Genomic DNA, 21,286 nt, shown 5'->3' with positions numbered 1-21,286 from the left:
CGTCGGCGGCCCGGGAACGCGGCCGGTGTCGAGCGCCTCGCTCGCATGATCGAGGACGCGACCCGCCGCGGCGCCTCCATCACGCAGCGGCTGCTCACCTTCTCGCGCCGGGCGAGCTGCGGGCCGAGGCCGTCGAGGTGTCGGCCCTGCTGACCGGGCTGCGCGAGGTGCTGGCACACACGCTGGGCGCCGGCGTCGAGACCGTGGTTGCGGTCACGGCGGGTCTCCCGCCGCTGCTGGCGGACCGCGGGCAGCTCGAAACGGTGCTGGTCAACCTCGCCACCAACGCGCGCGACGCGATGCCGGGTGGCGGCCGCCTCACCTTCTCGGCGAGCGAGCGGAGGATCCCGGACGGTCCCGCCGAGCGCCTGCCACCGGGCGCCTACCTCCGCCTCCTCGTTGAGGACACCGGCACCGGCATGGACGCCGCGACCCTCGCCCGGGCCATGGAGCCGTTCTTCACGACCAAGGGGGTGGGCAAAGGCACCGGCCTCGGCCTGGCGATGGCGCGCGGCTTCGCCGAGCAGTCGGGCGGCGCGCTGACCGTCTCGAGCGAGCCCGGGCGCGGAACCGAGGTCGCGCTCTGGCTGCCGGTCACGGACCCGACCGCGGACGGGAGCGCGCGCGTCACGGCAGCGAGCGTGAGGGACCCGGTCGCCGGGCGCATCCTGCTGGTCGATGACGAGGATCTCGTGCGCGAGGTGCTCGCCGAGGAGCTGGCGGACGATGGCTACGGGGTTGTGCAGGCCGAGGGCGGCGCGACCGCGCTCGCGCTGCTCGAGGCCGGCGAGGCGGTGGACCTGCTCGTCTCCGACCTCTCCATGCCGGGCCTCGACGGGGTGGCGCTGATCCGCGAGGCGCAGCGACGCCGCCCCGGGCTGCCGGCCATCCTGCTGACGGGCTACGCCGGCGACGCGGCGGCGCTGGCCCTGGACGGCGCGGTGCGCGGATCCTTCAGTCTGTTGCGCAAGCCGGTCAGCGAAGCACAGCTCACCGACCGCGTGGCAGCCCTTCTGGGTGCCCCACGGTCAAGATAGCACCGAGCCGTTCTGCGGCGGCTCTTGGCGTCAACGGCGTCGAGCGCGCTCCGCGCTATCCGCGCATGCTCCTCGATGCCCCCGCCAGGCAGGATCAGGCCGCGAGCGTGTTGAGCCCTGTGATATCGCTCAGGCTCTGCGTCACACCAGCGACGCCCTGGGCGGCGTGCTGCATGTTGACGGAAATGTCGCGCGTCACGGCACTCTGCTGCTCCACGGCATCCGCGACGTTGGTCACCATCTCACCAATCGAACCCACCGAGGCGTTGATCGCTGCCAGTGCCTCAACCACCTGCCGGGACACCTGCTGCATCGCACCGATCTCGGCTGAGATCTTGCTGGTCGCCTCCGCCGTTTGCGAAGCAAGACTCTTCACCTCTCCCGCAACAACAGCGAAGCCCCGTCCCGCTTCGCCGGCCCTCGCGGACTCAATAGTGGCGTTCAGCGACAGAAGAGATACCTGATTGGCGATGCGCTGGATGAACTGAACCACGGCTCCCATGGACTGGGCCGCCTCGCGGAGGTTGGTCGTTGCTTCGTCGGCGACTGCAGCGCGATTGCGGATCTGGTCAATCATCCCGCGGGACCGAGCGACGTTGCCGGAAATGCCGGCCACGGACACCGACATCTCCTCGGCCGCCGCCGCAACCGCCTCCACCTTGCCGAGGGTTTCCTCCGCGGCAAGGGTGGCCACCCGGCGGGCCGTCATTTGCCCCGTCACGTCGGCGGCGTACTTGACCACCTTGAAAGGACGCCCTGCCATGTCATGGATGCAGGTATACGTTGCGCGGATCCAGACCTCACGGCCGCCCTTGCCGAGGCGGCGGTACTCCGCGGCGAGCGACTCTCCCTCTGCCAAGCGCTGCCAGAACTGGCGATAGGCAGGTGTCTCGGCCTCCTCTGGATCCACGAAGATCCGGTGGTGCTTGCCGCGCACCTCGTCGAGGCTGTAGCCCATGGCATTCAGGAAGACGCGATTTGCCTCGAGGATGGTGCCGTCGAGCGTGAAGTGGATCACCAGTTGCGAGGCGTTGATCGCCGTGATCTGTCCTTCGTAATCGGCTTGGCGGAGCCGGTCAGCGGTCACGTCGGTGGCGTACTTGACGACTTTGACGACCTGACCAGCGGGATCGTGGATTGGCGTGTAGGTGGCCCGGATCCAGACCTCTCGGCCCTCTTTCCCAAAGCGCCGGAACTCGCCAGACGCGGCCTTGCCCTCCCTGAGATCCGCCCAGAAGGCCTTGTAGGACGAGGCGCTCGCGTCAGCGGGATCGAGAAAGATACGATGGTGCTGTCCTCGGATCTCATCGAGGGTGTAGCCCATGGTCCGCAGCAACAAGGAGTTGGCGGTCAGCACGGTTCCGTCGAGCGCGAACTCGATGATGGCCTGGGTAGCAGAGATAGCAGTTGCCTGTGCCTCGATGTCGGCTAGGCGCAGCTTCTCCGCCGTTATGTCGGTGGCAATCTTCACGACCGCCGCGACCTTGCCCGTGCGCGAAAGAACGGGATCGTAGGAAGCCTGGATCCAGATATCCTGACCAGCCTTAGTTCGGCGGCGGAACTCGCGCGTCTGGGGTTCACCCCGGTTCAGCGCCGCCCAGAACTGCAGGTAAGCCTCGGATGTGGCCTCGGCCGGGTGGACAAACATGCGATGGTGCTGGCCTCGGATGTCCAATCCTTCGTAGCCAAGCAGCTCAAGGAAGATCCGGTTCGCCGATTGGATGGTGCCGTCGACGGAGAACTTGGCAATAGCGTGCGACCGGGCGAACGCGTCGAGAGTTCGAGCTGCCTCGGAACGTGGCAGGAGGGATGCCAGTGGCGACATGCAACAGTTCTCGGATGGCGGATCGGGCAGCTTAGCGTTTCGCGCTTTAAGAAAGGATTGCTTGCTCGCTGGGTGTACAGCGTTGTGCCAACACATCATCCTTCAAGCGATGGTCCGGCTCGAGGCTCTGCAGCGCCTGTGAAGGGCAGCAGCCGGGGGGTCGCACAGGATCCGCGCGTAGCGCGCTGCCTAAACGGGTTCTTCAAGAAATTACGGCAGGTTGGATCACGACGTTCATCCGAAAGCCCCACGACCTATGACACGCTGGCTTGCCTCCTGGCCCATCGCGCTTCGCCTCCACCTCTGCACGCTCGTTGCCGTGCTCGGGCTGGTCGGCCTTGCCGCCTACGAGGTGAGGGGCCGCTCGGAGGAGCTGGAGCGGAACCGGATCGGCCTGCTGCGCGCCGTGGTGGACACCGCGCTCGCCACCGCGAAGCGCTTCGAGGCGGAGGAGAAGGCGGGCCGGATGGACCGCGACGCCGCCCAGGAGGCCGCCGCCGCCGCCATCCGCGCCATCCGCTACAGCGGCCAGGAGTACCTCTGGATCAACGACGCCGAGGTGCGCCCGCNGCCTCCTGGCCCATCGCGCTTCGCCTCCACCTCTGCACGCTCGTTGCCGTGCTCGGGCTGGTCGGCCTTGCCGCCTACGAGGTGAGGGGCCGCTCGGAGGAGCTGGAGCGGAACCGGATCGGCCTGCTGCGCGCCGTGGTGGACACCGCGCTCGCCACCGCGAAGCGCTTCGAGGCGGAGGAGAAGGCGGGCCGGATGGACCGCGACGCCGCCCAGGAGGCCGCCGCCGCCGCCATCCGCGCCATCCGCTACAGCGGCCAGGAGTACCTCTGGATCAACGACGCCGAGGTGCGCCCGCGCCTCGTCATGCACCCCTTCCGCCCCGACCTCGAGGGCAAGGACGTCGCCGATCTGCGCGACCCCACCGGCTTCGCCCTCTTCAGCGCCTTCGCCGAGCGCGTGCGGACGTCGGGCGGCGGCGTCGTCGGCTATCTCTGGCCGCGGCCGGGCGCGGAGGCGCCGGTCGAGAAGCTCTCCCTCGTCGCGGGCTTCGCCCCCTGGAACTGGGTGATCGGCACGGGCGTCTACGTCGACGACCTGCGCGCCGCGCAGCGCGCGCTGATGCTCCAGGGCGCGCTGGCGGCCGGCCTCGCGGCCCTGGTCGTCGCGCTCCTCATCTCCCTCGTCGCCCGCAGCATCACGCGGCCCCTCGCCGTCACCACGGCCGCGACCGCCGCCATGGCCGACGGCGACCTCGACCGCCCCGTGCCGGGCACCGACCGCGGGGACGAGCTGGGCCTGCTCGCCCGCGCGCTGGAGACCTTCCGCGAGGGCGGGCTGCGCACGCGGCGCCTGGAGGCACAGGCGCGGGCCGAGCGCGCCGCGCGGGACAGCCGCCAGGCCGCGATCGAGCGCCACACCCAGGACTTCGGCGCCTCGGTCTCGGGCGTCCTCGCCATGCTCGCGCGCTCGGCCGACGAGATGCGCGGCGCGGCCGGCGAGATGGCCGCGGTGGTGGAGCGCACGCGGAGCGGCGCGACCAGCACGGCCGCGGGGGCGGAGGACTCCTCGCGCAACCTCGCGACCGTCGCGGCCGCGACCGAGGAGCTGAGCGCGACGGTGGCCGAGATCGCCCGCCAGATGGCGCGCAGCACCGAAGCCGCCCGCGCCGCGGTCCGCCGGGTGGAGGCGACGGACGCCGCGGTGCGCGGGCTGAGCGACGCCGCCGGGCAGATCGGGGAGGTGGTGAGCCTCATCACGGAGATCGCCGGGCAGACGAACCTCCTCGCCCTGAACGCCACCATCGAGGCTGCGCGCGCCGGGGAAGCCGGGCGGGGCTTCGCGGTGGTCGCCTCGGAGGTGAAGCAGCTCGCGGCCCAGACCGCGGGCGCGACGGACCGCATCGGCGAGCAGATCCGCAGCATCCAGTCCGCCACCGGCGAGGCCGTGGCCGCCGTGCGCGAGGTAAGCGAGGCGATTGACGAGGTGGAGACGATCGCAACCGCCATCGCCGCCGCGGTGGAGCAGCAGGGCGCGGCAACGCGCGAGATCGCCTCCAGCGTGGGGAACGTCTCGCAGACCACCGACGAGGCGACCCGCTCCATGCGCGGGGGCGCGTCCCGGGCCGCGGCGCCCGCGCCCGCCTCGTCGCCCCGGGGCTGCCCGAGGGCGGGGAGGAGGTGGAGATCCGCGACGCCAGCCGCGGCGGCGCCGCCCTCGCCTCTGCCTGGGAGCCCGCGCCCGGCACGCCGCTCGAGATGGCGGTGCCCGGCCTCGACGGCACCCTCCCCGCCCGCGTGGTCCGCAGCGGCAACGGCGCGGTCGCGATCGCCTTCCGCCAGGACACGACCAGCATGGGCCTGGCCGACCGGATGCTGGAGCGCATCGCCGGGCCGCCGCTCGCCGCCTGAGCCCTCAGGCGGCCTCCAGCGCGGCGATGTCGAGCCGCGTCATCCCCATCATCGCGCGCATGACCCGGTCCGCCCGCGCCCGGTCGGGGTGGCGCAGGAGCTCCGGCAGGACGCGGGGCACGACCTGCCAGGAGAGGCCGAAGCGGTCGGTGAGCCAGCCGCAGCGGCCGGTCTCCCCGCCCTCCGAGAGGGCCTCCCAGAAGCGGTCCACCGCCGCCTGCTCCTCGCAGGTCACGGTGAGGGACACGGCGGGGGAGAACGGGAAGGCGGGGCCGCCGTTGAGCAGGACGACCTCGTGCCCGTCGAGCGTGACGGTCGCGACGAGGACGGCGCCCTCCGGCCCGGGCCCCTCCGCTCCCTGGCGAAGCGGGGGACCGGCCTCGGCCGCGCGGCCGGCGCGGCGGAAGGCGGCGACGTAGAAGGCGGCCGCCTCCTCCGCCCTTCCGTCCAGCCAGAGGCAGGTGGCGATGCCGCCCATCCCCGCCTCAGCCCGCCGCCGCGGGGAGGGCCGCGAGGTCCATCCACATGGGCTCCCAGATATGCCCGTCGGGGTCCTCGAAGCTGCGGCCGTACATGAAGCCATGGTCCTGCTTCGGCCCGGGATCGGCGGCGCCGCCCCGCGCCGCGGCGGCCTCGACCATCGCGTCCACCTCGGCGCGGCTGTCGCAGGAGAGGCAGAGCAGAACCTCGCTCGCGGCGCGCGCGTCGGCCACGGGGCGCGGCGTGAAGCCCCGGAACTTGGCGTGGGTGAGGAGCATGACGTGGACGGTGTCGGAGAAGACCATGCAGGCCGCCGTGTCGTCCGAGAACCGGGCGTTCCGCGCGCCGCCGATCGCCTCGTAGAAGGCGACGGAGCGCGGCAGGTCGGCGACCGGCAGGTTCACGAAGATCATCCGGGCCATGGCGGCCTCCCCTCCCCTTGTGCTTGACGAGGCTGGCACGCAGGGTCACTTTCCGCAACCATGAAGTTAGAAAAAGTAACCTCCACTGAGCGGCGCCGCTGGTACGACGACGCCTGCGCGGCCGCCCACGCGCTCGACCTCGTCGGGGAGCGCTGGGCGCTGCTCGTCATGCGCGAGCTGGTCTTCGGCCCCCGCCGGTTCAGCGACCTGCGGGCCTCGCTGCCGGGGATCAGCGCCAACGTCCTCACCCAGCGGCTGGAAGGGCTGGAGGCCGCGGGGGTGGTCGCGCGGCGCCGCCTGCCGCCCCCCGCCGCGGCCCAGGTCTACGAGCTAACGCCCTGGGGGCGGGAGAGCGAGCCCATCTTCGTGGCGCTGGGCCGCTGGGCCGCGCGGTCGCCGCTGCACGACCCGACCCGGCCCCTCAGCGCGGCCTCGCTCCTGCTCTCCCTGCGGACGATGCTCGATCCCGACCGGGCGGAAGGGATCGAGGCGCGGATCGGGCTGCGGCTGGGGCGGGAGGCCTTCGCGCTCCACCTGCGGGAGGGGCATCTGGGGGTGGCGGCGGGCGAGGACCCGGCGGCGGACGCGGTGATCTCGGGCGAGCCCCCGGCCCTCGCCGCGGCCCTCTACGGCGGCCAGGCGCTGGAGGCGCTGGAGGAGGCGGGCGCGCTGCGGGTCGAGGGGGACCGGGTGCTCGCGCGCTGGTTCGTCACCCTCTTCCCGCTGCCGCCGAAGGCCGGGCCGGCCGCGGCTTGACCTTCCCATGATGGGAAGCCCCATCTTCCCCTCGAGGAAGGATCCCCCCGATGAGCACCATCGAAGCGACGCGCCTGAGCCTGCCCGTGGAGGGGATGAGCTGCGCCTCCTGCGCCGGGCGCGTGGAGCGGGCGCTGGCCGCCGTGCCGGGGGTGGAGGGCGTCTCCGTCAACCTCGCGACCCACCGGGCGACGGTGGAGGGCGCGGCGCTGGACCGGGCGGCGCTGCGGGAGGCCGTGGCGCGCGCCGGCTACGCCTCGCCCGAGGCGGTCACGGAACTCGACGTCGAGGGGATGAGCTGCGCCTCCTGCACCGGGCGGGTGGAGCGGACGCTGGCGGCGGTGCCGGGCGTGGACGGCGTCTCGGTGAACCTCGCGACCCACCGCGCCACCGTTCGCCACGCACCGGGCGCGGTGGGGCGGGACGCGCTGGAGGCCGCCGTGGCCGGGGCCGGCTACCGCCCCGTGCCCGAGCCGGCGCCCGACGCGGCCGCGGCGGAGGAGGCGCCCCCGCCGGGCGCGGGGGAGGAGGCGGGGCTGCGGCGGGACGCGCTCCGGGCCATCGCGCTCGCCGCGCCGCTCTTCCTCGTGGAGATGGGGGGGCACCTGCTGCCGGCGCTGCACCATGCCGTGGACGGGACGGCCTGGCGCTGGCTGGGACTTGCCCTGGCGACGGCGGTGATGTTCGGGCCGGGCTGGCGCTTCCACCGGACGGGCTGGCCCGCGCTGTTCCGCGGCGGGCCGGAGATGAACAGCCTCGTCGCCCTCGGCACGCTCGCGGCCTGGGCCTATTCGGTCGTGGTGACGCTGGCGCCCGGGCTGGTGCCGGAGGGGCAGCGGCACGTCTATTTCGAGGCCTCGGCGGTCATCGTCGCGCTGGTGCTGCTCGGGCGCTGGCTGGAGGCGCGGTCGCGCGGGCGGGCCTCCTCGGCCATCCGGCGGCTGCTGGATCTGCGGCCGGCGACCGCGCGGGTGGAGCGCGGCGGGGCGGAGGAGGAGGTGCCGGCCTCGGCGCTGCGCGTCGGCGACGTGATGCGGCTGCGGCCGGGGGAGCGGGTGCCGACGGACGCGGTGGTGCTCGAGGGCGAGAGCCATGTCGACGAGTCCATGGTGACCGGCGAATCCGTGCCCGTCCGCCGCGGCCCCGGCGACGCCGTGGTCGGCGGCACGGTGAACGGCCGGGGCGCGCTGCGGCTGCGCGCGACGGCGGTGGGCGCGGGCACTGTCCTCGCCCGCATCACGCGGCTGGTGGAGGAGGCGCAGGGGGGCAAGCTGCCGGTCCAGGCGCTGGCGGACCGGGTGACGCGGGTCTTCGTGCCGGCGGTGATCCTTGTCGCGGCGCTGACCTTCCTCGGCTGGCTGGCGGCGGGCGCCGGCCCGGCGGGGGCGCTGGTGCCGGCGGTCGCGGTGCTGATCATCGCCTGCCCCTGCGCGATGGGGCTCGCGACGCCGGTCGCGGTCATGGTGGGCACGGGGCGGGCGGCCGCGCTCGGCGTGCTGTTCCGGCGGGGCGCCGCGCTGCAGGCGCTGCGCGAGGTCTCGGTCGTCGCGATGGACAAGACGGGCACGCTGACCGAGGGGCGGCCGGTGCTGACCGACCTGGTTCCCGCGCCGGGCTTCGAGCGGGACGCGCTGCTGCGGCTCGTCGCCGCGGCGGAGGCTTCGAGCGAGCACCCGCTGGCCGGGGCGCTGCGGGAGGCGGCGAAGGGGATGGAGCTGCCGCGCGCCGCGAAGGTCGAGGCCGTGCCGGGCATGGGGCTGCGGGCCGAGGTCGAGGGGCGGCGGGTGGAGGTCGGCGCGGACCGGTTCATGGCCTCGCTCGGCCTCGACGTCGCGCCCTTCGCGGCGGCGGCGTCGCGGCTGGCGGAGGCGGGCCGCTCGCCCGTCTTTGCGGCGGTGGACGGGCGGCTGGCCGGGGTGCTCGCGATGGCGGACCCGCTGCGCGCGACGACGCCGGCGGCGCTGGCCGCGCTGCGCGGCATGGGGCTACGCCTCGCGATGGTGACGGGCGACAACCGCCGCACGGCGGAGGCGGTGGCGCGGCCACTCGGCCTCGACGCCGTGGAGGCGGAGGTGCGGCCCGAGGGCAAGGTGGAGGCGGTGCGCCGGCTGCGGGGCGCGGGGCGGATCGCCTTCGTCGGCGACGGCGTGAACGACGCGCCGGCGCTGGCCGCGGCGGACGTCGGCATCGCGATCGGCACGGGCACGGAGGTCGCGATCGAGAGCGCGGAGGTGGTGCTCATGTCCGGCGACCCGCGGGGCATCGCGACGGCGGTCTCGCTCAGCCGCGCGACGATGGCCAACATCCGGGGGAACCTGTTCTGGGCCTTCGCCTACAACGTGGTGCTGATCCCCGTCGCGGTGGCCGGGCTGCTCTCGCCCGTGCTGGCGGCGGCGGCGATGGGGTTGTCGAGCGTCTTCGTCGTCGGCAACGCGCTGCGGCTGCGGCGCGCGTCGTGAGGCGCGGGACGGGGCGCGGCGCATGAGGATCGGCGAGGCGGCGCGGGCGTCGGGCGTCTCGGCGAAGATGATCCGGCACTATGAAGCGGTGGGGCTGCTGCCGGCCGCGTCGCGCCGGGAATCCGGCTACCGCGACTACGGCGAGGCGGAGGTGCACGCGCTGCGCTTCATCCGCCGCGCGCGCGACCTCGGCTTCTCGCTCGCGGAGATCGCGGGGCTGCTCGCGCTCTGGGCGGATCGCGGGCGGGCGAGCGCGGAGGTGAAGCGGCTCGCGCTCCGGCACGTCGCGGATCTCGAGCGGAAGGCGCGGGACCTCTCGGCGATGGCGGACACGCTGCGGCGGCTGGCGGCGAGTTACCACGGCGACGCGCGGCCGGACTGCCCGATCCTCGAGGACCTCGCGGGGCACGCGCCGGGCGCGTGAGGCGACGGGGCGGAACGGCGGGCGGCGCTTCCCGGTAACGTGATGGTGACGAGCGTAGGCATGCCGGAACCGTTCAGGAATGCTCCGTGTAACGGGGGGCGATTCCGCGCCTTCCGAACGGGGGATGAGGACCAGATGATCAGGCTGCATTCGATGATGGGCGTCGCCGCGGTCGCGCTCGGGCTGCTCTCGGCCTGCGGGCAGACCACGCCGCCGCCCACGCCGACGACGGAGCCGATGCGCGGCGGCGCGCTGCCCGTCGGCCCCGCGAGCGCGGGCACCGGCAACACGGCCATCACGACCGAGCCGATGCGCGGCGCGCCGCTGCCGACCGGCACCGCGCGGCCGAACGCCGCGGGCAGCCCGGTCGGGATCGGCACCGAGCCGATGCGCGGCGGCTCGCTGCCGACGAGCACGGACCAGCGCCGCTAGGGCGCGCCCGGGCGGGCGCCGCCCGCTGAAGATCGCGACGAGGGCGGGGGCCGCGGGTCCCCGCCCTTTTTTCGTCGCGCGGGCGTCAGAGGTCCTCGAGGCGATCGACGTAGCGCAGGCCCGCCTTCTCCAGCGCAGGGCGCATGTCGTAGAGGTCGAGGCCGAGCACGCCCGAGGCGAGTTTCGCGCGCTTCGCCTCCTCGTTCGCCTGGCGACCCTCGGCGGCGGCGAGCGTCGCGGCGATGTCGGCGGCGGGGACCACCACCACGCCGTCGTCGTCGGCCACCACCACGTCGCCGGGCCGCACGGCGACGCCCGCGCAGACCACGGGGACGTTCACCGCGCCGAGCGTCGCCTTCACCGTGCCGCGGGCGGAGACGGCGCGCGACCAGACGGGGAAGTCCATCGCGCGCAGCGCGGCCACGTCGCGCACGCCGGCGTCGATGACGAGGCCGCGCACGCCGCGGGCCTTGAGCGAGGTGGCGAGGAGGTCGCCGAACATGCCGTCGGTGTTGTCGGTGGTGCAGGCGACGACGAGGATGTCGCCGGGCCGGCACTGCTCGACGGCCACGTGGATCATCCAGTTGTCGCCGGGCTGCGCCAGCACCGTGACGGCGCTGCCGGCGGCCGCTGCGCCCGGCCAGGCCGGGCGCATGTAAGGCTTCATCAGGTGGGGCGCGCGGCCGGACGCCTCGTGCGTGGTGGAGACGCCGAGCGGCGCGAAGCGGTCGATGGTGGCGAGGTCGGCGCGCGGGTTGTGGCGGACGACGACCGGCGTCATGCCAGCACCTCGACGGCGTCGGGGAAGATCGTCTGGTAGGCCTCGCCGTACTTCATGGACTTCCCGGAGTTGCGGCCGCCCTGCATGCCGCGGTTCAGCGCGACGCGCTCGTAGTAGTCCCAGAGGTGGCGCTGGGCGGGAAGCTGCTCGAAGGCCTTCCACTTCTGGTCCCATACCTCGGTGATGTTGAGGATGCGGTTGGGCTTGAAGTCGCACTGCTCGGGCTGGTGCGGCTCGAACTGGAAGACCTGGGGCGCGGAATAGGTGACGCCCCCGGGGCCGGGCTTGTGGCCGGCGGCCTGGGCCACGATCCGCGCCTCCTGCGCGATGCGCGAGGCCTCGGGGTGGTCGACGTTGTAGGGGTCGCGGATCGCGTGGGTGAGGACGAAGGAGGGGTTCACCTCGCGGTAGACGTCGATCAGGCGGTCCATCATCGCGGGGGTGACGTGGAGCGGGTAGTCGCCGGCGTCGAAGAACTCGATCTCGGCGCCGAGGATTTCCGCCGCGGCCTCGGCCTCGGCGCGGCGGCCCGCCTTGCAGGCCTCCAGCGTCATGCCCGGCTGCTTCCAGGCGCCCTGGCTCTCGCCGCGCTCGCCGTAGGAGAGGCAGACGATCTTCACGCGGTAGCCCATCCTCGCGTGCAGCGCGATGGCGCCGCCGGCGCGCCAGACGAAGTCGCCGGGATGCGCCGTGACGACGAGGCCGCTTTTCTGGGTTCCGGACATCGCGGGGCTCCTCAGCTCGCCCAGTAGAGGGTGTTCGGGTTGTCGACCAGGATGCGGCGGCGCTGCGCCTCGTCGGGGGCGGCGAGGCCGAGGAGGTCGACGAGGTCGCCGTCGTTGGGCATGTCGCCGGCGATGTTGGGGTGCGGGAAGTCGGTGCCCCAGAGGGTGCGGTCGGGCGCCGCCTCGATCAGCTTCTGGGCGAAGGGCACGGCGTCGTGGAAGGGGGCGCCCTGCGAGGTCACGCGCTCCGGCCCGCAGACCTTCACCCAGGCGAGCGGGTTGCGCATGAGGTCGAGCAGGCGGCGGAAGGGCTCCTGCTCAAGCCCGTTCCTCGCCTGCACGCGGCCCATGTGGTCGATGACGAAGGGCACCTTGATGCGGGAGATGCGGGGCGCGTGCTCCACGATGTCGCCGGCGTCGAGGTGCAGCACGACGTGCCAGCCCAGCGGCTGGATGCGGTCGAGCACGCGGTCGAAGACGTCGAGGTCGGGCGTGCCGCCGAGGTGCTTGACGAAGTTGAAGCGCACGCCGCGCACGCCGCCCTCGTTCAGTTCCTCCAGCGCGCGGTCGGTCACGGTGCCGTCTACGATGGCGACGCCGCGGTAGGCGCCGTTGCTGCTCGCGATGGCGTCGATCATCGCGCTGTTGTCGGTGCCGTGGCAGCTCGCCTGCACGATCACCGCGCGGTCGATGCCGAGGATCTTGTGGACGCGGCGGAGGTCCTCCACGGGCGCGTCGGGCGGGGTGTAGGAGCGGTCGGGGGCGTAGGGGAACTTATCCGCGGGGCCGAAGACGTGGCAGTGGGCGTCGCAGGCGCCCTCGGGCAGCGCCAGCGTGGGCGTCTTCGTGTTCGGGTCGGGGGGCTGGCAGGTCTTCATGGCCGGGCTCACTGCTTTTCAATTCCGGCGCGCTCGATTACCGCGCGCCACTTCTCGGTCTCGCTCGCCATCAGCTGGGCGAGCTGGGCGGGGCTGTTGCCCTTGGCCTCGACGCCGGCCTCCAGCAGCTTCGAGCGCACGGCGGGGTCGGCCAGCGCCGCGTTCAGCTCGCGGTTCAGGCGCTCGATGACGGGGGCCGGGGTGCGGGCGGGGGCGACGACGGCGTTCCAGGAGGTGACGTCGAAGCCGGCGAGCCCGGCCTCCTGCAGGGTGGGCACCTCCGGCAGGTTGGCGGCGCGGGTGGCGGAGGTGACGGCGATGGCGCGGAGCGAGCCGTCCCGGATCTGTCCCATCAGCGGCGCCACGATCTCGAAGGCCGCCGTCACGTCGTTGCGCAGCAGGCTGGTGAGCAGGGCGGGCGTGCCGGAGAAGGGCACGGTGGTGGCGTCGACGTTCGCCGTGGTCTTGAACAGCTCGGCCGCCAGGTTCTGCGTGCTGCCGACGCTGATGGTGCCGATGTTGGTGTTCTGCGGGTCCCGCTTGAGCGCCGCGAGGAGGTCCCCCGCGGTGCGGATCGGGGAGTTCGGCGCGACGAGGATGGCGATGGCGAAGGTGCCCATCAGGCCGATCGGCGCGAAGTCGCGGACGGGGTCGAAGGGCAGGCTGCGGAAGAGGGACTTGCTGATGGCGTTGGCGTTGGTGGCCACCATCAGCGTCGCGCCGTCGGCGGGGGCGGTCAGCAGGGTCTGGCCGGCGACGATGCCGCCGGCGCCGGGGCGGTTTTCGATGACGACGGGCTGCTTGATGCGCTCGGACAGGGCGGCGCCGACCGTGCGGGCGGTGAGGTCGGCGACGCCCCCCGCGCCGTTCGGGACGATCAGGCGGACGGGCTTGTCGGGCAGGGCCTGGGCGCGGGCGGCGGCGGGCGCGGCGAGGGCCAGGGCGGCCCCCAGGCGCAGGGTGTCGCGGCGGGTGACGGGCATGCGCGTTCCTTCTCGTGTCGGGCCCTTGCCGGGCCGGCTCGTTGCGGGCGGGTTCGTGCCCGGGGCGGCTACTCGGCCGCCTGCTTGCGGTGCATCGCCTCGGCGAGGCCGTCGAGGAGGGCGTCGAGGTCGGTGGTGGCGAGGAGGGCCGGGCCCATCTCGCGCCCGCGGGCGGCGGCCCAGTCCTGGCGCTCGGCGATGGGGGCGCTGAGGAGGGGGGCGACGCCGGCCTCCTCCACGGTGCGGGCGACCTCGCGCATCTCCTCCGCGCGGCGCTTGCCGTGGAGGAGGGCGCGGCTGATGACGTAGCGGGCGAGGCCGCGCCAGTCCTCGTGCGGCAGCGTGTCCGAGAGGGAGCGGAGGACGTCCGCCTCCACGCCGTAGTGGCGGGCGGCGAGCAGGCACTCGGTGGTCAGCGCCTCCAGGCCCTTCACCATGACGCTGCGGCACATCTTCACCGAGGAGGCGCGGCCGATCTCCTCGGAATAGGGCTTCAGGTCCATCCCGAAGGGGGCCATGGCCTCCATGAAGGCCGCGGCGTGCGGGCCGCCGAGGAGGATGGGGGTGCGCAGGCCCTTGGGGGGCACGCTGGCCATGACGGCGGCCTCCACGTAGCGGCCGCCCGCCTCCTCCACCGCGCGCCCGTTGGCGATCTTGGTGGAGGGGGAGACGGAGTTCACGTCCACCACCAGCGGCGCCCCGGCCAGGCCGCCGGCGAGGGACCCGGCGGCGGCGAGGGCGGAGCCGGCGGTGACCGCGACGAAGACGACCTCGGCCGCGGCGGCGGCCTCGGCGGCGCTCGCGTGGAGGGTGGCGCCGGACGCGCGGGCGCGCTCGCGGGCGGCCTCCTGCACGTCGAAGGCGTGGATGGCGTCGGCGCCGCCGGCGCGGAGGTCGCGGGCGAAGAGGCCGCCGACCTCGCCGAAGCCGATGATCGCGAAGCGGGTCATGGGGGGATCCTTACTCGATGCCGGGGGGCAGGCCGGCCCAGGCCTCGTCCACGGTCAGGGGGCGGGGGAGCATGCCCTGGTCGGCCATGTAGCGGAGGGCGAGCTCGATCGCGGGGCGCAGCGCCGCGCGGGTGGCGGGCGGGGGGCCGCGCTCGCCGGGCGGGACGGAGGCGGCCGAGGCGCGGACCATCCGGAGGAGTTCGAGCACGAGCTCGGGGCGCCTCTCCGCGATTTCGGCGCTCACGGTCAGGAGGTGGTTCACGGGGACGAAGCCGTGGCGGGCCCAGAAGGTCTCGGCGGCGGCCGCGGGGTCGGGGAAGACGGTGCGGAGGCCCGGGTCGTCCGGCACGTCGTTCCCGACGATGGCCGCGTCGATCTCGCCGGCGCGCAGCATGGCCAGCAGATCGGCGCCGGGCGGCGCGCGCTCGGCCCAGGGGGGATCGGCGATGCCCTCGACATGGGCGCTCTCGAAGGTGACCCAGCGGCTGGCCGAGGGGGGCGGGCCGCCGTGCTCGGCGACGATGCCGCGCAGCCACATGCCCGTGGTCTGGCTGTAGGCGCGCACCCCGACGCGGCGGCCGGCGAGGTCGGCGGGGCCGGCGATGTCGCTGCCCGCGCGGCAGAGCAGCGCGGATTCCTGGAAGCGGGCGGCGAGGACGACGGGCAGCAGCACGAGGGGCCGCCCCATGGCGCGGGCCTGGAGGAAGGTGGCGATGGCCATCTCGGAGACGTCGAAGCGCCCCTCCCGCACCATGGGCGCGAAGGCGCGGCTGATGACGGGGATGTCCGCGAGGTCGAGGCGGAGGAGGTCCGAGGCGACGGCGCCCTCCTTCAGGGCGCGGGTGCGGGGATAGGTGCCGATGGCGGCGCGCAGCGTGGCGGGGGCCGGCGGGGGGGCGGGGGGCGTCACGGCGGGTTCCTCCTGGCCGAAGGCCTCTGTCCGGGCCGGGTGATCTATACCCTAACCCCCTGCCCTTCCCCTTGTCCTATCGCTTTCCGCGCCGGAACTATAAGGTGGGATTATAGCGGTGAGGCCGCGCTGGCCGATCTCGGCGAGATGGGCGCGCAGGCAGCCGACGAAGGCCGCGCCGCCCGGGGGGATGGCGCGGTCCTGCGGCAGGATGAGGCCGGCGGGGCGCGGGGGCGCGGGGACGGGCAGCGGCACCACGCGCAGCGTGCCGCGCAGCAGGTCCCCGGCCATCATCAGGCGGGGCATGACGGCGATGAGGTCGGTCGCGTGCAGCATCTCCCGGATGAAGCCGTAGGAGCTGGAGCGGAGCGAGGCGGCGGGGGCCAGGTCGAGGAGGGCGAGCAGGCCCTCGATCTCCTGGCCGACGCGCTGGCTGACGGTCGGCAGGATCAGCTCGTAGCGGCGCAGCGCCCCGGGGGTGACCTCGGGGAGGGCGAGGATCGGGTGGCCGTCGCGGGCGAGGACGGAGATGGGCTCCTCCCAGAGCGGCTCGCGCGGGAAGCCGTCGGGCACGGCGGGCTCGTAGAGGCGGCCGACGATGAGGTCGATCTCGCCGGCGGCGAGCTTAGGGAGGAGCTCCTCGGTGCGGCCCTGCTCGAGGCGGACGCGGATGCCCGGGTATTCGGTGGTGAGGCGGGTCAGGGCGCCGGGGAGGACGCCGGTAGCGGCGACGGGGAGAGTGCCGATGGCGACCGTGCCGCCGCCGGGCTCGGAGAGGCGGTCCAGCTCCTCGTCGAGGCGGTGGAGCTCGGCGAGGATGCGGCGGGCGGCGGCGGCGAGGAGGGTGCCGGCCTCGGTGGCGCGCACCCCGCGGGGCAGGCGGTCGAAGAGGCGCTGTCCCGTGATCTCCTCCAGGTCCTGCAGGGTGCGGGTTAGGGCGGGCTGGCTGATGCCGAGGGTGGCGGCGGCGCGGAGCAGGCTGCGCTGCGCGGCGATGGCCTCCACCGCCCGGAGGTGGTGGAGCTTCAGGCGCTGGTCGAGGTAGCGCCGGAGCGTCACGCGCCCGCCGCTTCGATGGAGGCGCGGACCGCCTCCTCCACCCGGAGCGCGGCGTCCAGCGCCGCGCGGCCGGCGGCGCCGTCGGCCTCGACGGGCGCGCGGTCGAGGCAGGCGGCGGCGAAGGAGGCGTGCTCGGCCTCCAGGCTGTCGCTCTCGGCCCAGGTGGCCGTGAGGAGGCCGTGGCCGGGGATCTGCTCCAGCGGCGCCCCCTCCCCCTTCCGCACCCAGGCCATCTCGCGCTTGAGGTGGTCGAGGTTGAGGTAGCCGGCGTCCCCGAAGAGGCGGAGGCGGCGCTCCATGTGGAGCGAGACGCGGCTGGCGGTGATGGTGGCGGCGGCGCCATTGCCGAAGCGGAGGCGGGCGTTGGCGATGTCGATGGTGGGGGAGAGGACCCGGGTGCCAACCGCGTCCACCCCGACCAGCGGGCTGCCGGCGAGGGCGAGCGCCAGGTCGAGGTCGTGGATCATGAGGTCGAGCACGACGGAGACGTCGAGGCTGCGGGGGCGGAAGGGGGCGATGCGGACCGCCTCCAGGTAGAGGGGGCGGCCGACGCGGGCGGCGAGTCCCCCCTCGGCCCGCAGCGCCCGCATGCCGCCCGAGAAGCGCTCGAGCTGGCCGACCTGCAGGACCACGCCCCTCTCCTTCGCCAGGGCGATGAGGTCGTCGGCCTGCTCGAGGGTGGCGGCGATGGGCTTCTCCACGAGGACGTGGCGGCCGGCGAGGAGGGCGGCGCGGGCCAGGCCGTGGTGGAAGGCGGTGGGGGCGGCGACGATCACGGCCTCCGCGGCCTCGATCACCGCCTCCGCGGAAAGGGCCGGGCAGCCGGCCTCGGCGGCGACGCTGGCGGCGCGAGCGGGGTCGGTGTCGTGCAGGCCCACGAGGTCGATGCGCGGGCCGCCGGCGGCCTTGAGCGCGTGGAAGCGGCCGAAATGCCCGGCCCCTAGGATGCCCAGACGAAGGCGCATGTCTCAAAATCCCACGGAATGCCGCGGGCTGTAGCAGGCTTGGCCGAGGGTTGCATCGGGGGCGGCCGGGACGCATCTTCCGCCGCCCTTTTTGTGGCATACTCGGGTTCTCACACACGGTTCGACGGGGGGCCGCAAAGGCCATGTTGTATTTCGCGCGGTGGAAAGTCGCCGCGATCCTGGGCGTCATCGCCCTGGGGCTGATCCTTTGCGTCCCGAACATCGTTCCGCGGTCGGTGCTGCCGGCCTGGGCGGCGCGGCAGATCTCGCTCGGACTCGACCTGCGCGGCGGGTCCTACCTCCTGCTGGAGGTGGACATGAACGCGGTGGTCAAGGAGCGGGTGGAGAGCCTGGTGGACGCGGCGCGGACGCGGCTGCGCACGGCCAATATTGGCTACGCCAACCTGGCGGGCGACCCGAACAACCGGCGGATGAGCCTTCGCGTGCGCGACCCGGCCCAAGCCGAGGCGGCGGCGGCGGCGATCCGGGAGCTGGCGAACCCCGTGCCCGTGCGGGGCTCCACCACCGCGACCGAGCCCGACATCGCCGTCACGGCGGCGCCCGACGGCACGGTGACGGCGACGCTGTCGGACGCGGCGCTGGTGGCGCGGGGGAGCGGGGCCGTGGAGCAGTCGCTCGAGATCGTGCGGCGGCGCATCGACGAGACCGGCGTCTCCGAGGCGCTGATCGCGCGCCAGGGGCAGAACCGGATCCTGGTCCAGCTTCCGGGCGTGGAGGATCCCAACCGGATCAAGGACCTGCTGGGCCGCACGGCGCGCATGACCTTCCACCTGCTGGACGAGAACGCGAACCCCGCGGCCGGCGCGCCGCCGCCGGGGGTGCAGTTCCTCCAGGGCGAGGAGCGCGGCGGGCAGGCGCCAAGCCGCTACGCCGTGCGCCGGCGCGTGGAGGTGGACGGGGCCAACCTGTCCGACGCCCGCGCGGGGCAGGACAGCCGGAACAACGAGTGGGTGGTGAACTTCACCTTCGACTCCGTCGGCACCCGCCGCTTCGCGGAGGTGACGCGGCAGAACGTGGGCCGGCCCTTCGCCATCGTGCTCGACGACAAGGTGATCACCGCGCCGGTCATCCGCGAGCCCATCACGGGCGGGCGCGGGCAGATCAGCGGCAGCTTCAACGCGCGCACGGCCAACGACGTGGCGGTGCTGCTGCGGGCCGGCGCGCTGCCGGCGCCGCTGACGGTGGTGGAGGAGCGGACGGTCGGGCCGGAGCTGGGGGCGGACGCGATCCGGGCGGGCATGCTCGCGCTCGCGGCCGGGGCGCTCTTCGTCTTCCTCTACATGGGCTTCGCCTACGGGCTGCTCGGCTGGTTCGCCAACATCGCGCTCGTCGTGAACATCATGCTCATGCTGGCGGCGCTGTCGCTCCTGCAGGCGACGCTGACGCTGCCGGGGATCGCGGGCATCGTGCTGACGCTGGGCACGGCGCTCGACGCCAACATCCTCATCAACGAGCGCATCCGCGAGGAGACGCGGGCGGGGCGGACGCCGGTTCAGGCGCTGGAGGCCGGGTTCACCAAGGCGTCCGGCACCATCATGGACAGCAACCTGACCAACCTGATCGCCATGGCCTGCCTCTACGCCTTCGGTTCGGGGCCGGTTAAGGGATTCGCGGTCACGGTGGCGATCGGCACGGTCGTGCAGATGTGGACGGCCACCACCCTGGTGCGGCTGATCGTTTCCTGGTGGTTCCGGGCCACGCGCCCGCGCGCGCTGCCGGTCTGAGAGGGGTTCGAACCATGCTCGGCTTCCTTCGCCGCCCCCTCTTCCGCCTGGTGCCCGACGACACCCGGATCCCCTTCATGCGCGGGCGGATCGCGGGGCTCGTGGTCTCCGCGGTGCTCTCCACCGCTTCCGTCGTCCTCGCCTTTTACCCGGGGCTCGAGAAGGGGATCGACTTCAAGGGCGGGATCGTCATGGAGGCCCGCACGCCCGGGCCCGCGAATCTCGGGCAGCTTCGCGGCGTGGTGTCCGGCCTCGGCCTCGGCGACGTCGGGATGCAGGAGTTCGGCGACGCCTCCACGGTCCTCATCCGCCTGCCCGTGCAGGGGGAGGAGGCGGCGACGCAGCAGGCGGTGTCGCGCGTGCGCAGCGCGCTGGAAGGGGCCGCGCCCGGCACGCGGATCCTGCGGACGGAGGCAGTCGGCAACCGCGTCTCCGACGAGCTGTTCCAGGGCGGGCTGATCGCGCTGGCCATCTCGCTCGGCGCGATGCTCGTCTACATCTGGTTCCGCTTCGAGTGGCAGTTCGCCATCGGGGCCATCGCGACCCTCGTGCTCGACACGACGAAGGTGGTGGGCTTCCTGGCCGTGACCCGGCTGGAGTTCAACCTGACGACCATCGCGGCGATCCTGACGATCATCGGCTTCTCGGCGAACGACAAGGTCGTGGTCTACGACCGGATGCGGGAGAACCTCCGCAAGTACAAGACGATGCCGCTGCGCGAGCTGATCGACCGCTCGATCAACGAGACGCTGAACCGCACCCTCGGCACCTCCATGACGCTCTTCCTCTCGGCGCTGCCGCTCGCGCTGTTCGGGGGCGAGACGCTGGCGGGCTTCGCCTGGGTGATGCTGTTCGGGATCATCATCTCGGCCTCCTCCTCGATCTTCATCGCGGCGCCGATCCTTCTCTTCCTCGGCGAGAAGAGCCTCCGGCGCGGGGTGGAGGCGGTGGTCAAGGCCCCGGCGCCGGCCGGCGCGAAGCGGCCGGCGCGGGAAGCGGCTGGGACGGTGGCGGAGCCGCGGGGGTGAGGACACGGCGCGCGATCCTCGGGGCGGCGGGCCTCTCGGCCCTGGGTGCGGCAGGGACGGCCGGCGCGCAGCGCGCCGCGCCCTACGCGCCGCCCGAGCGCGCGCGCGACCTGACCCTGCTGGTGGGGGCCGAGGGCGGCAGCGGGGCGGACCTCTGGGTCCGCGGCTTCGCGCCCTTCCTCGAGCGCCACATGAAGGAGGTGCAGGTCCGGGTGGTGAACCGCCCGGGCGAAGGGGGGCTGGCGGCGCTGCGGGAGCTGGCGGCCGGGCCGCCCGACGGCTCGGTGCTGGCCTACGCGCCGACCCCCTTCCTGGTGGCGCGGATGGTGGAGCGGCGGGCGACCGGGCTGATGGAGCGGCTGCGGCTGCTCGGCGCCGTGACGGAGGAGCCGGTGGCGCTGGTGGCGGCGCCCGGCACGGAGTTGTCGGCCCTGCGGGACCAGGGGAGCGACCGGCCACTGGGCCTGCCGCCGCCGGTCAGCGCCGCCTCCATCCTGGCGGTGGACCTCGCGCCCTTCCTGAAGCTCGAGCAGCTCCACTTCCCCTCCGCCGCGGCGGCGCGGCAGGCGGCGGCCTCGGGGAACGTCGCGGCCGCGCTGCTGACGGTGCCGGAGGCGCTCGTGGCGGTGCGGGAGGGGCGTCTCGCGGTGCTCGGCCTCGCGGCCGGGGCGCGGCACCCGCAGATGCCGGAGGTGCCGACGCTGCGCGAGGAGGGCGTCCCGCTGGACGGGGCGCTGCGGCGCGGCCTCGCGGTGCCGGCGGGGATCGAGGCGCGGCCGGCGGGGCACATCGCCCGCGCGCTGCGCGCCGCGGCCGCCGACCCGGAGTTCCTCGCCCAGGCGGAGTGGCGCGCGGTGCTGCCGCGCTTCCGGGACGAGGCGGAGTGGGGGGCGATCGTTGCGCGGGACCTGGCGGAGCTGCGCCTGCGCTGGGAGACCTCGCCCTGGCAGGTCGTGGGCGGCTGAGCGGCCGGGCGGGAAGGAGCGGTCCGGGGATGAGAGCGCGCG

Annotated in this window: 20 protein-coding genes and 1 pseudogene; 10 read left to right on the top strand and 11 right to left on the bottom strand. The window is 74.0% G+C overall.

All coding sequences use genetic code 11. The annotated features are described in order from the left end of the window. The first annotated feature begins 137 nt into the window (after positions 1 to 137). Complete coding sequence (locus tag EAH89_RS23820; protein WP_161993729.1) at positions 138 to 1,037, top strand: ATP-binding protein; 900 nt, start codon at positions 138 to 140, stop codon at positions 1,035 to 1,037. Between the two features lie 94 nt (positions 1,038 to 1,131). On the opposite strand, the gene EAH89_RS23815 is transcribed toward EAH89_RS23820, so the two are convergent. Beyond that, positions 1,132 to 2,862, bottom strand: a complete 1,731-nt coding sequence (locus EAH89_RS23815) for a methyl-accepting chemotaxis protein (protein WP_140886205.1) — start codon at positions 2,860 to 2,862, stop codon at positions 1,132 to 1,134. A gap of 256 nt (positions 2,863 to 3,118) precedes the next feature. On the opposite strand from EAH89_RS23815, the gene EAH89_RS23810 reads away from it, so the two are divergent. Then, positions 3,119 to 3,517, top strand: coding sequence for a cache domain-containing protein (locus tag EAH89_RS23810; RefSeq protein WP_140886204.1), 399 nt, complete (start codon positions 3,119 to 3,121; stop codon positions 3,515 to 3,517). After that, positions 3,481 to 4,965: pseudogene (locus EAH89_RS32755) on the top strand (cache domain-containing protein); the annotation flags it as partial. The gene EAH89_RS23810 and the pseudogene EAH89_RS32755, both read left to right, overlap by 37 nt. 321 nt (positions 4,966 to 5,286) lie before the next feature. On the opposite strand, the gene EAH89_RS23790 reads toward EAH89_RS32755, so the two are convergent. After that, complete coding sequence (locus EAH89_RS23790) at positions 5,287 to 5,760, bottom strand: VOC family protein (protein WP_140886202.1); 474 nt, start codon at positions 5,758 to 5,760, stop codon at positions 5,287 to 5,289. Between the two features lie 7 nt (positions 5,761 to 5,767). Further along, positions 5,768 to 6,184, bottom strand: coding sequence for a VOC family protein (locus EAH89_RS23785; RefSeq protein ID WP_140886201.1), 417 nt, complete (start codon positions 6,182 to 6,184; stop codon positions 5,768 to 5,770). A 60-nt stretch (positions 6,185 to 6,244) separates the two neighbouring features. Here EAH89_RS23785 and EAH89_RS23780 point away from each other — a divergent pair, with 60 nt between their 5' ends. The 4 genes from EAH89_RS23780 to EAH89_RS23765 all read left to right on the top strand — a co-directional run bounded on the left by EAH89_RS23780 (position 6,245) and on the right by EAH89_RS23765 (position 10,255). Continuing rightward, positions 6,245 to 6,940, top strand: a complete 696-nt coding sequence (locus EAH89_RS23780; RefSeq protein WP_140886200.1) for a winged helix-turn-helix transcriptional regulator — start codon at positions 6,245 to 6,247, stop codon at positions 6,938 to 6,940. A gap of 50 nt (positions 6,941 to 6,990) precedes the next feature. Next, complete coding sequence (locus tag EAH89_RS23775; RefSeq protein ID WP_140886199.1) at positions 6,991 to 9,399, top strand: heavy metal translocating P-type ATPase; 2,409 nt, start codon at positions 6,991 to 6,993, stop codon at positions 9,397 to 9,399. Between the two features lie 22 nt (positions 9,400 to 9,421). Next, positions 9,422 to 9,823, top strand: coding sequence for a Cu(I)-responsive transcriptional regulator (gene cueR, locus EAH89_RS23770; protein WP_140886198.1), 402 nt, complete (start codon positions 9,422 to 9,424; stop codon positions 9,821 to 9,823). A 135-nt stretch (positions 9,824 to 9,958) separates the two neighbouring features. Beyond that, the gene (locus tag EAH89_RS23765) at positions 9,959 to 10,255 is read left to right on the top strand and encodes a hypothetical protein (protein WP_140886197.1); all 297 of its coding nucleotides are present in this window, start codon (positions 9,959 to 9,961) and stop codon (positions 10,253 to 10,255) included. An 85-nt stretch (positions 10,256 to 10,340) separates the two neighbouring features. Here the strand turns inward: EAH89_RS23765 and EAH89_RS23760 are convergent, their stop codons facing one another. The 8 genes from EAH89_RS23760 to EAH89_RS23725 form a co-directional block, all read right to left on the bottom strand. Next, positions 10,341 to 11,036, bottom strand: coding sequence for a 4-carboxy-4-hydroxy-2-oxoadipate aldolase/oxaloacetate decarboxylase (locus tag EAH89_RS23760; protein WP_140886196.1), 696 nt, complete (start codon positions 11,034 to 11,036; stop codon positions 10,341 to 10,343). Then, positions 11,033 to 11,761 (bottom strand): PIG-L deacetylase family protein, encoded by a 729-nt coding sequence (locus EAH89_RS23755; RefSeq protein ID WP_140886195.1) that lies wholly within the window; start codon positions 11,759 to 11,761, stop codon positions 11,033 to 11,035. The genes EAH89_RS23760 and EAH89_RS23755 overlap by 4 nt, the downstream gene beginning before the upstream one ends. A gap of 11 nt (positions 11,762 to 11,772) precedes the next feature. Beyond that, positions 11,773 to 12,639: an amidohydrolase family protein gene (locus EAH89_RS23750; protein WP_140886194.1), complete on the bottom strand. Its 867-nt coding sequence runs from the start codon at positions 12,637 to 12,639 to the stop codon at positions 11,773 to 11,775. Between the two features lie 8 nt (positions 12,640 to 12,647). Continuing rightward, a complete protein-coding gene (locus EAH89_RS23745; protein WP_241667179.1) occupies positions 12,648 to 13,622 on the bottom strand; it encodes a tripartite tricarboxylate transporter substrate binding protein in 975 nt (324 codons plus the stop codon). A gap of 68 nt (positions 13,623 to 13,690) precedes the next feature. After that, positions 13,691 to 14,572 carry an NAD(P)-dependent oxidoreductase gene (locus EAH89_RS23740; protein ID WP_140886193.1) on the bottom strand — a complete coding sequence of 294 codons (882 nt, stop codon included), beginning with the start codon at positions 14,570 to 14,572 and terminating at the stop codon, positions 13,691 to 13,693. A 10-nt stretch (positions 14,573 to 14,582) separates the two neighbouring features. Then, entirely contained in the window at positions 14,583 to 15,482 is a 900-nt protein-coding gene (locus EAH89_RS23735; RefSeq protein WP_140886192.1) for an ABC transporter substrate-binding protein, read from the bottom strand. Positions 15,483 to 15,533: 51 nt separating this feature from the next. Further along, entirely contained in the window at positions 15,534 to 16,541 is a 1,008-nt protein-coding gene (locus EAH89_RS23730; protein ID WP_140886191.1) for a LysR family transcriptional regulator, read from the bottom strand. After that, a complete protein-coding gene (locus tag EAH89_RS23725) occupies positions 16,538 to 17,506 on the bottom strand; it encodes a Gfo/Idh/MocA family protein (RefSeq protein WP_140886190.1) in 969 nt (322 codons plus the stop codon). The genes EAH89_RS23730 and EAH89_RS23725 overlap by 4 nt, the downstream gene beginning before the upstream one ends. A gap of 143 nt (positions 17,507 to 17,649) precedes the next feature. On the opposite strand from EAH89_RS23725, the gene secD reads away from it, so the two are divergent. Genes secD through EAH89_RS23710 form a run of 3 tightly spaced genes read left to right on the top strand, consistent with a single transcriptional unit; the run spans position 17,650 to position 21,244 of the window. Next, positions 17,650 to 19,251 (top strand): protein translocase subunit SecD, encoded by a 1,602-nt coding sequence (gene secD / locus EAH89_RS23720; RefSeq protein WP_140886189.1) that lies wholly within the window; start codon positions 17,650 to 17,652, stop codon positions 19,249 to 19,251. 14 nt (positions 19,252 to 19,265) lie between these two features. Next, the gene (gene secF / locus EAH89_RS23715; protein WP_140886188.1) at positions 19,266 to 20,279 is read left to right on the top strand and encodes a protein translocase subunit SecF; all 1,014 of its coding nucleotides are present in this window, start codon (positions 19,266 to 19,268) and stop codon (positions 20,277 to 20,279) included. Then, positions 20,276 to 21,244 carry a tripartite tricarboxylate transporter substrate-binding protein gene (locus tag EAH89_RS23710; RefSeq protein WP_140886187.1) on the top strand — a complete coding sequence of 323 codons (969 nt, stop codon included), beginning with the start codon at positions 20,276 to 20,278 and terminating at the stop codon, positions 21,242 to 21,244. The genes secF and EAH89_RS23710 overlap by 4 nt, the downstream gene beginning before the upstream one ends. The last annotated feature ends 42 nt before the right edge of the window (positions 21,245 to 21,286 follow it).

This window comes from Muricoccus nepalensis, assembly GCF_006438825.1.
GTDB lineage: Bacteria > Pseudomonadota > Alphaproteobacteria > Acetobacterales > Acetobacteraceae > Roseomonas > Roseomonas nepalensis.
The sequence above is the reverse complement of the archived record's forward strand: the minus strand, read 5'-3'. Positions and strand labels throughout refer to the sequence as shown.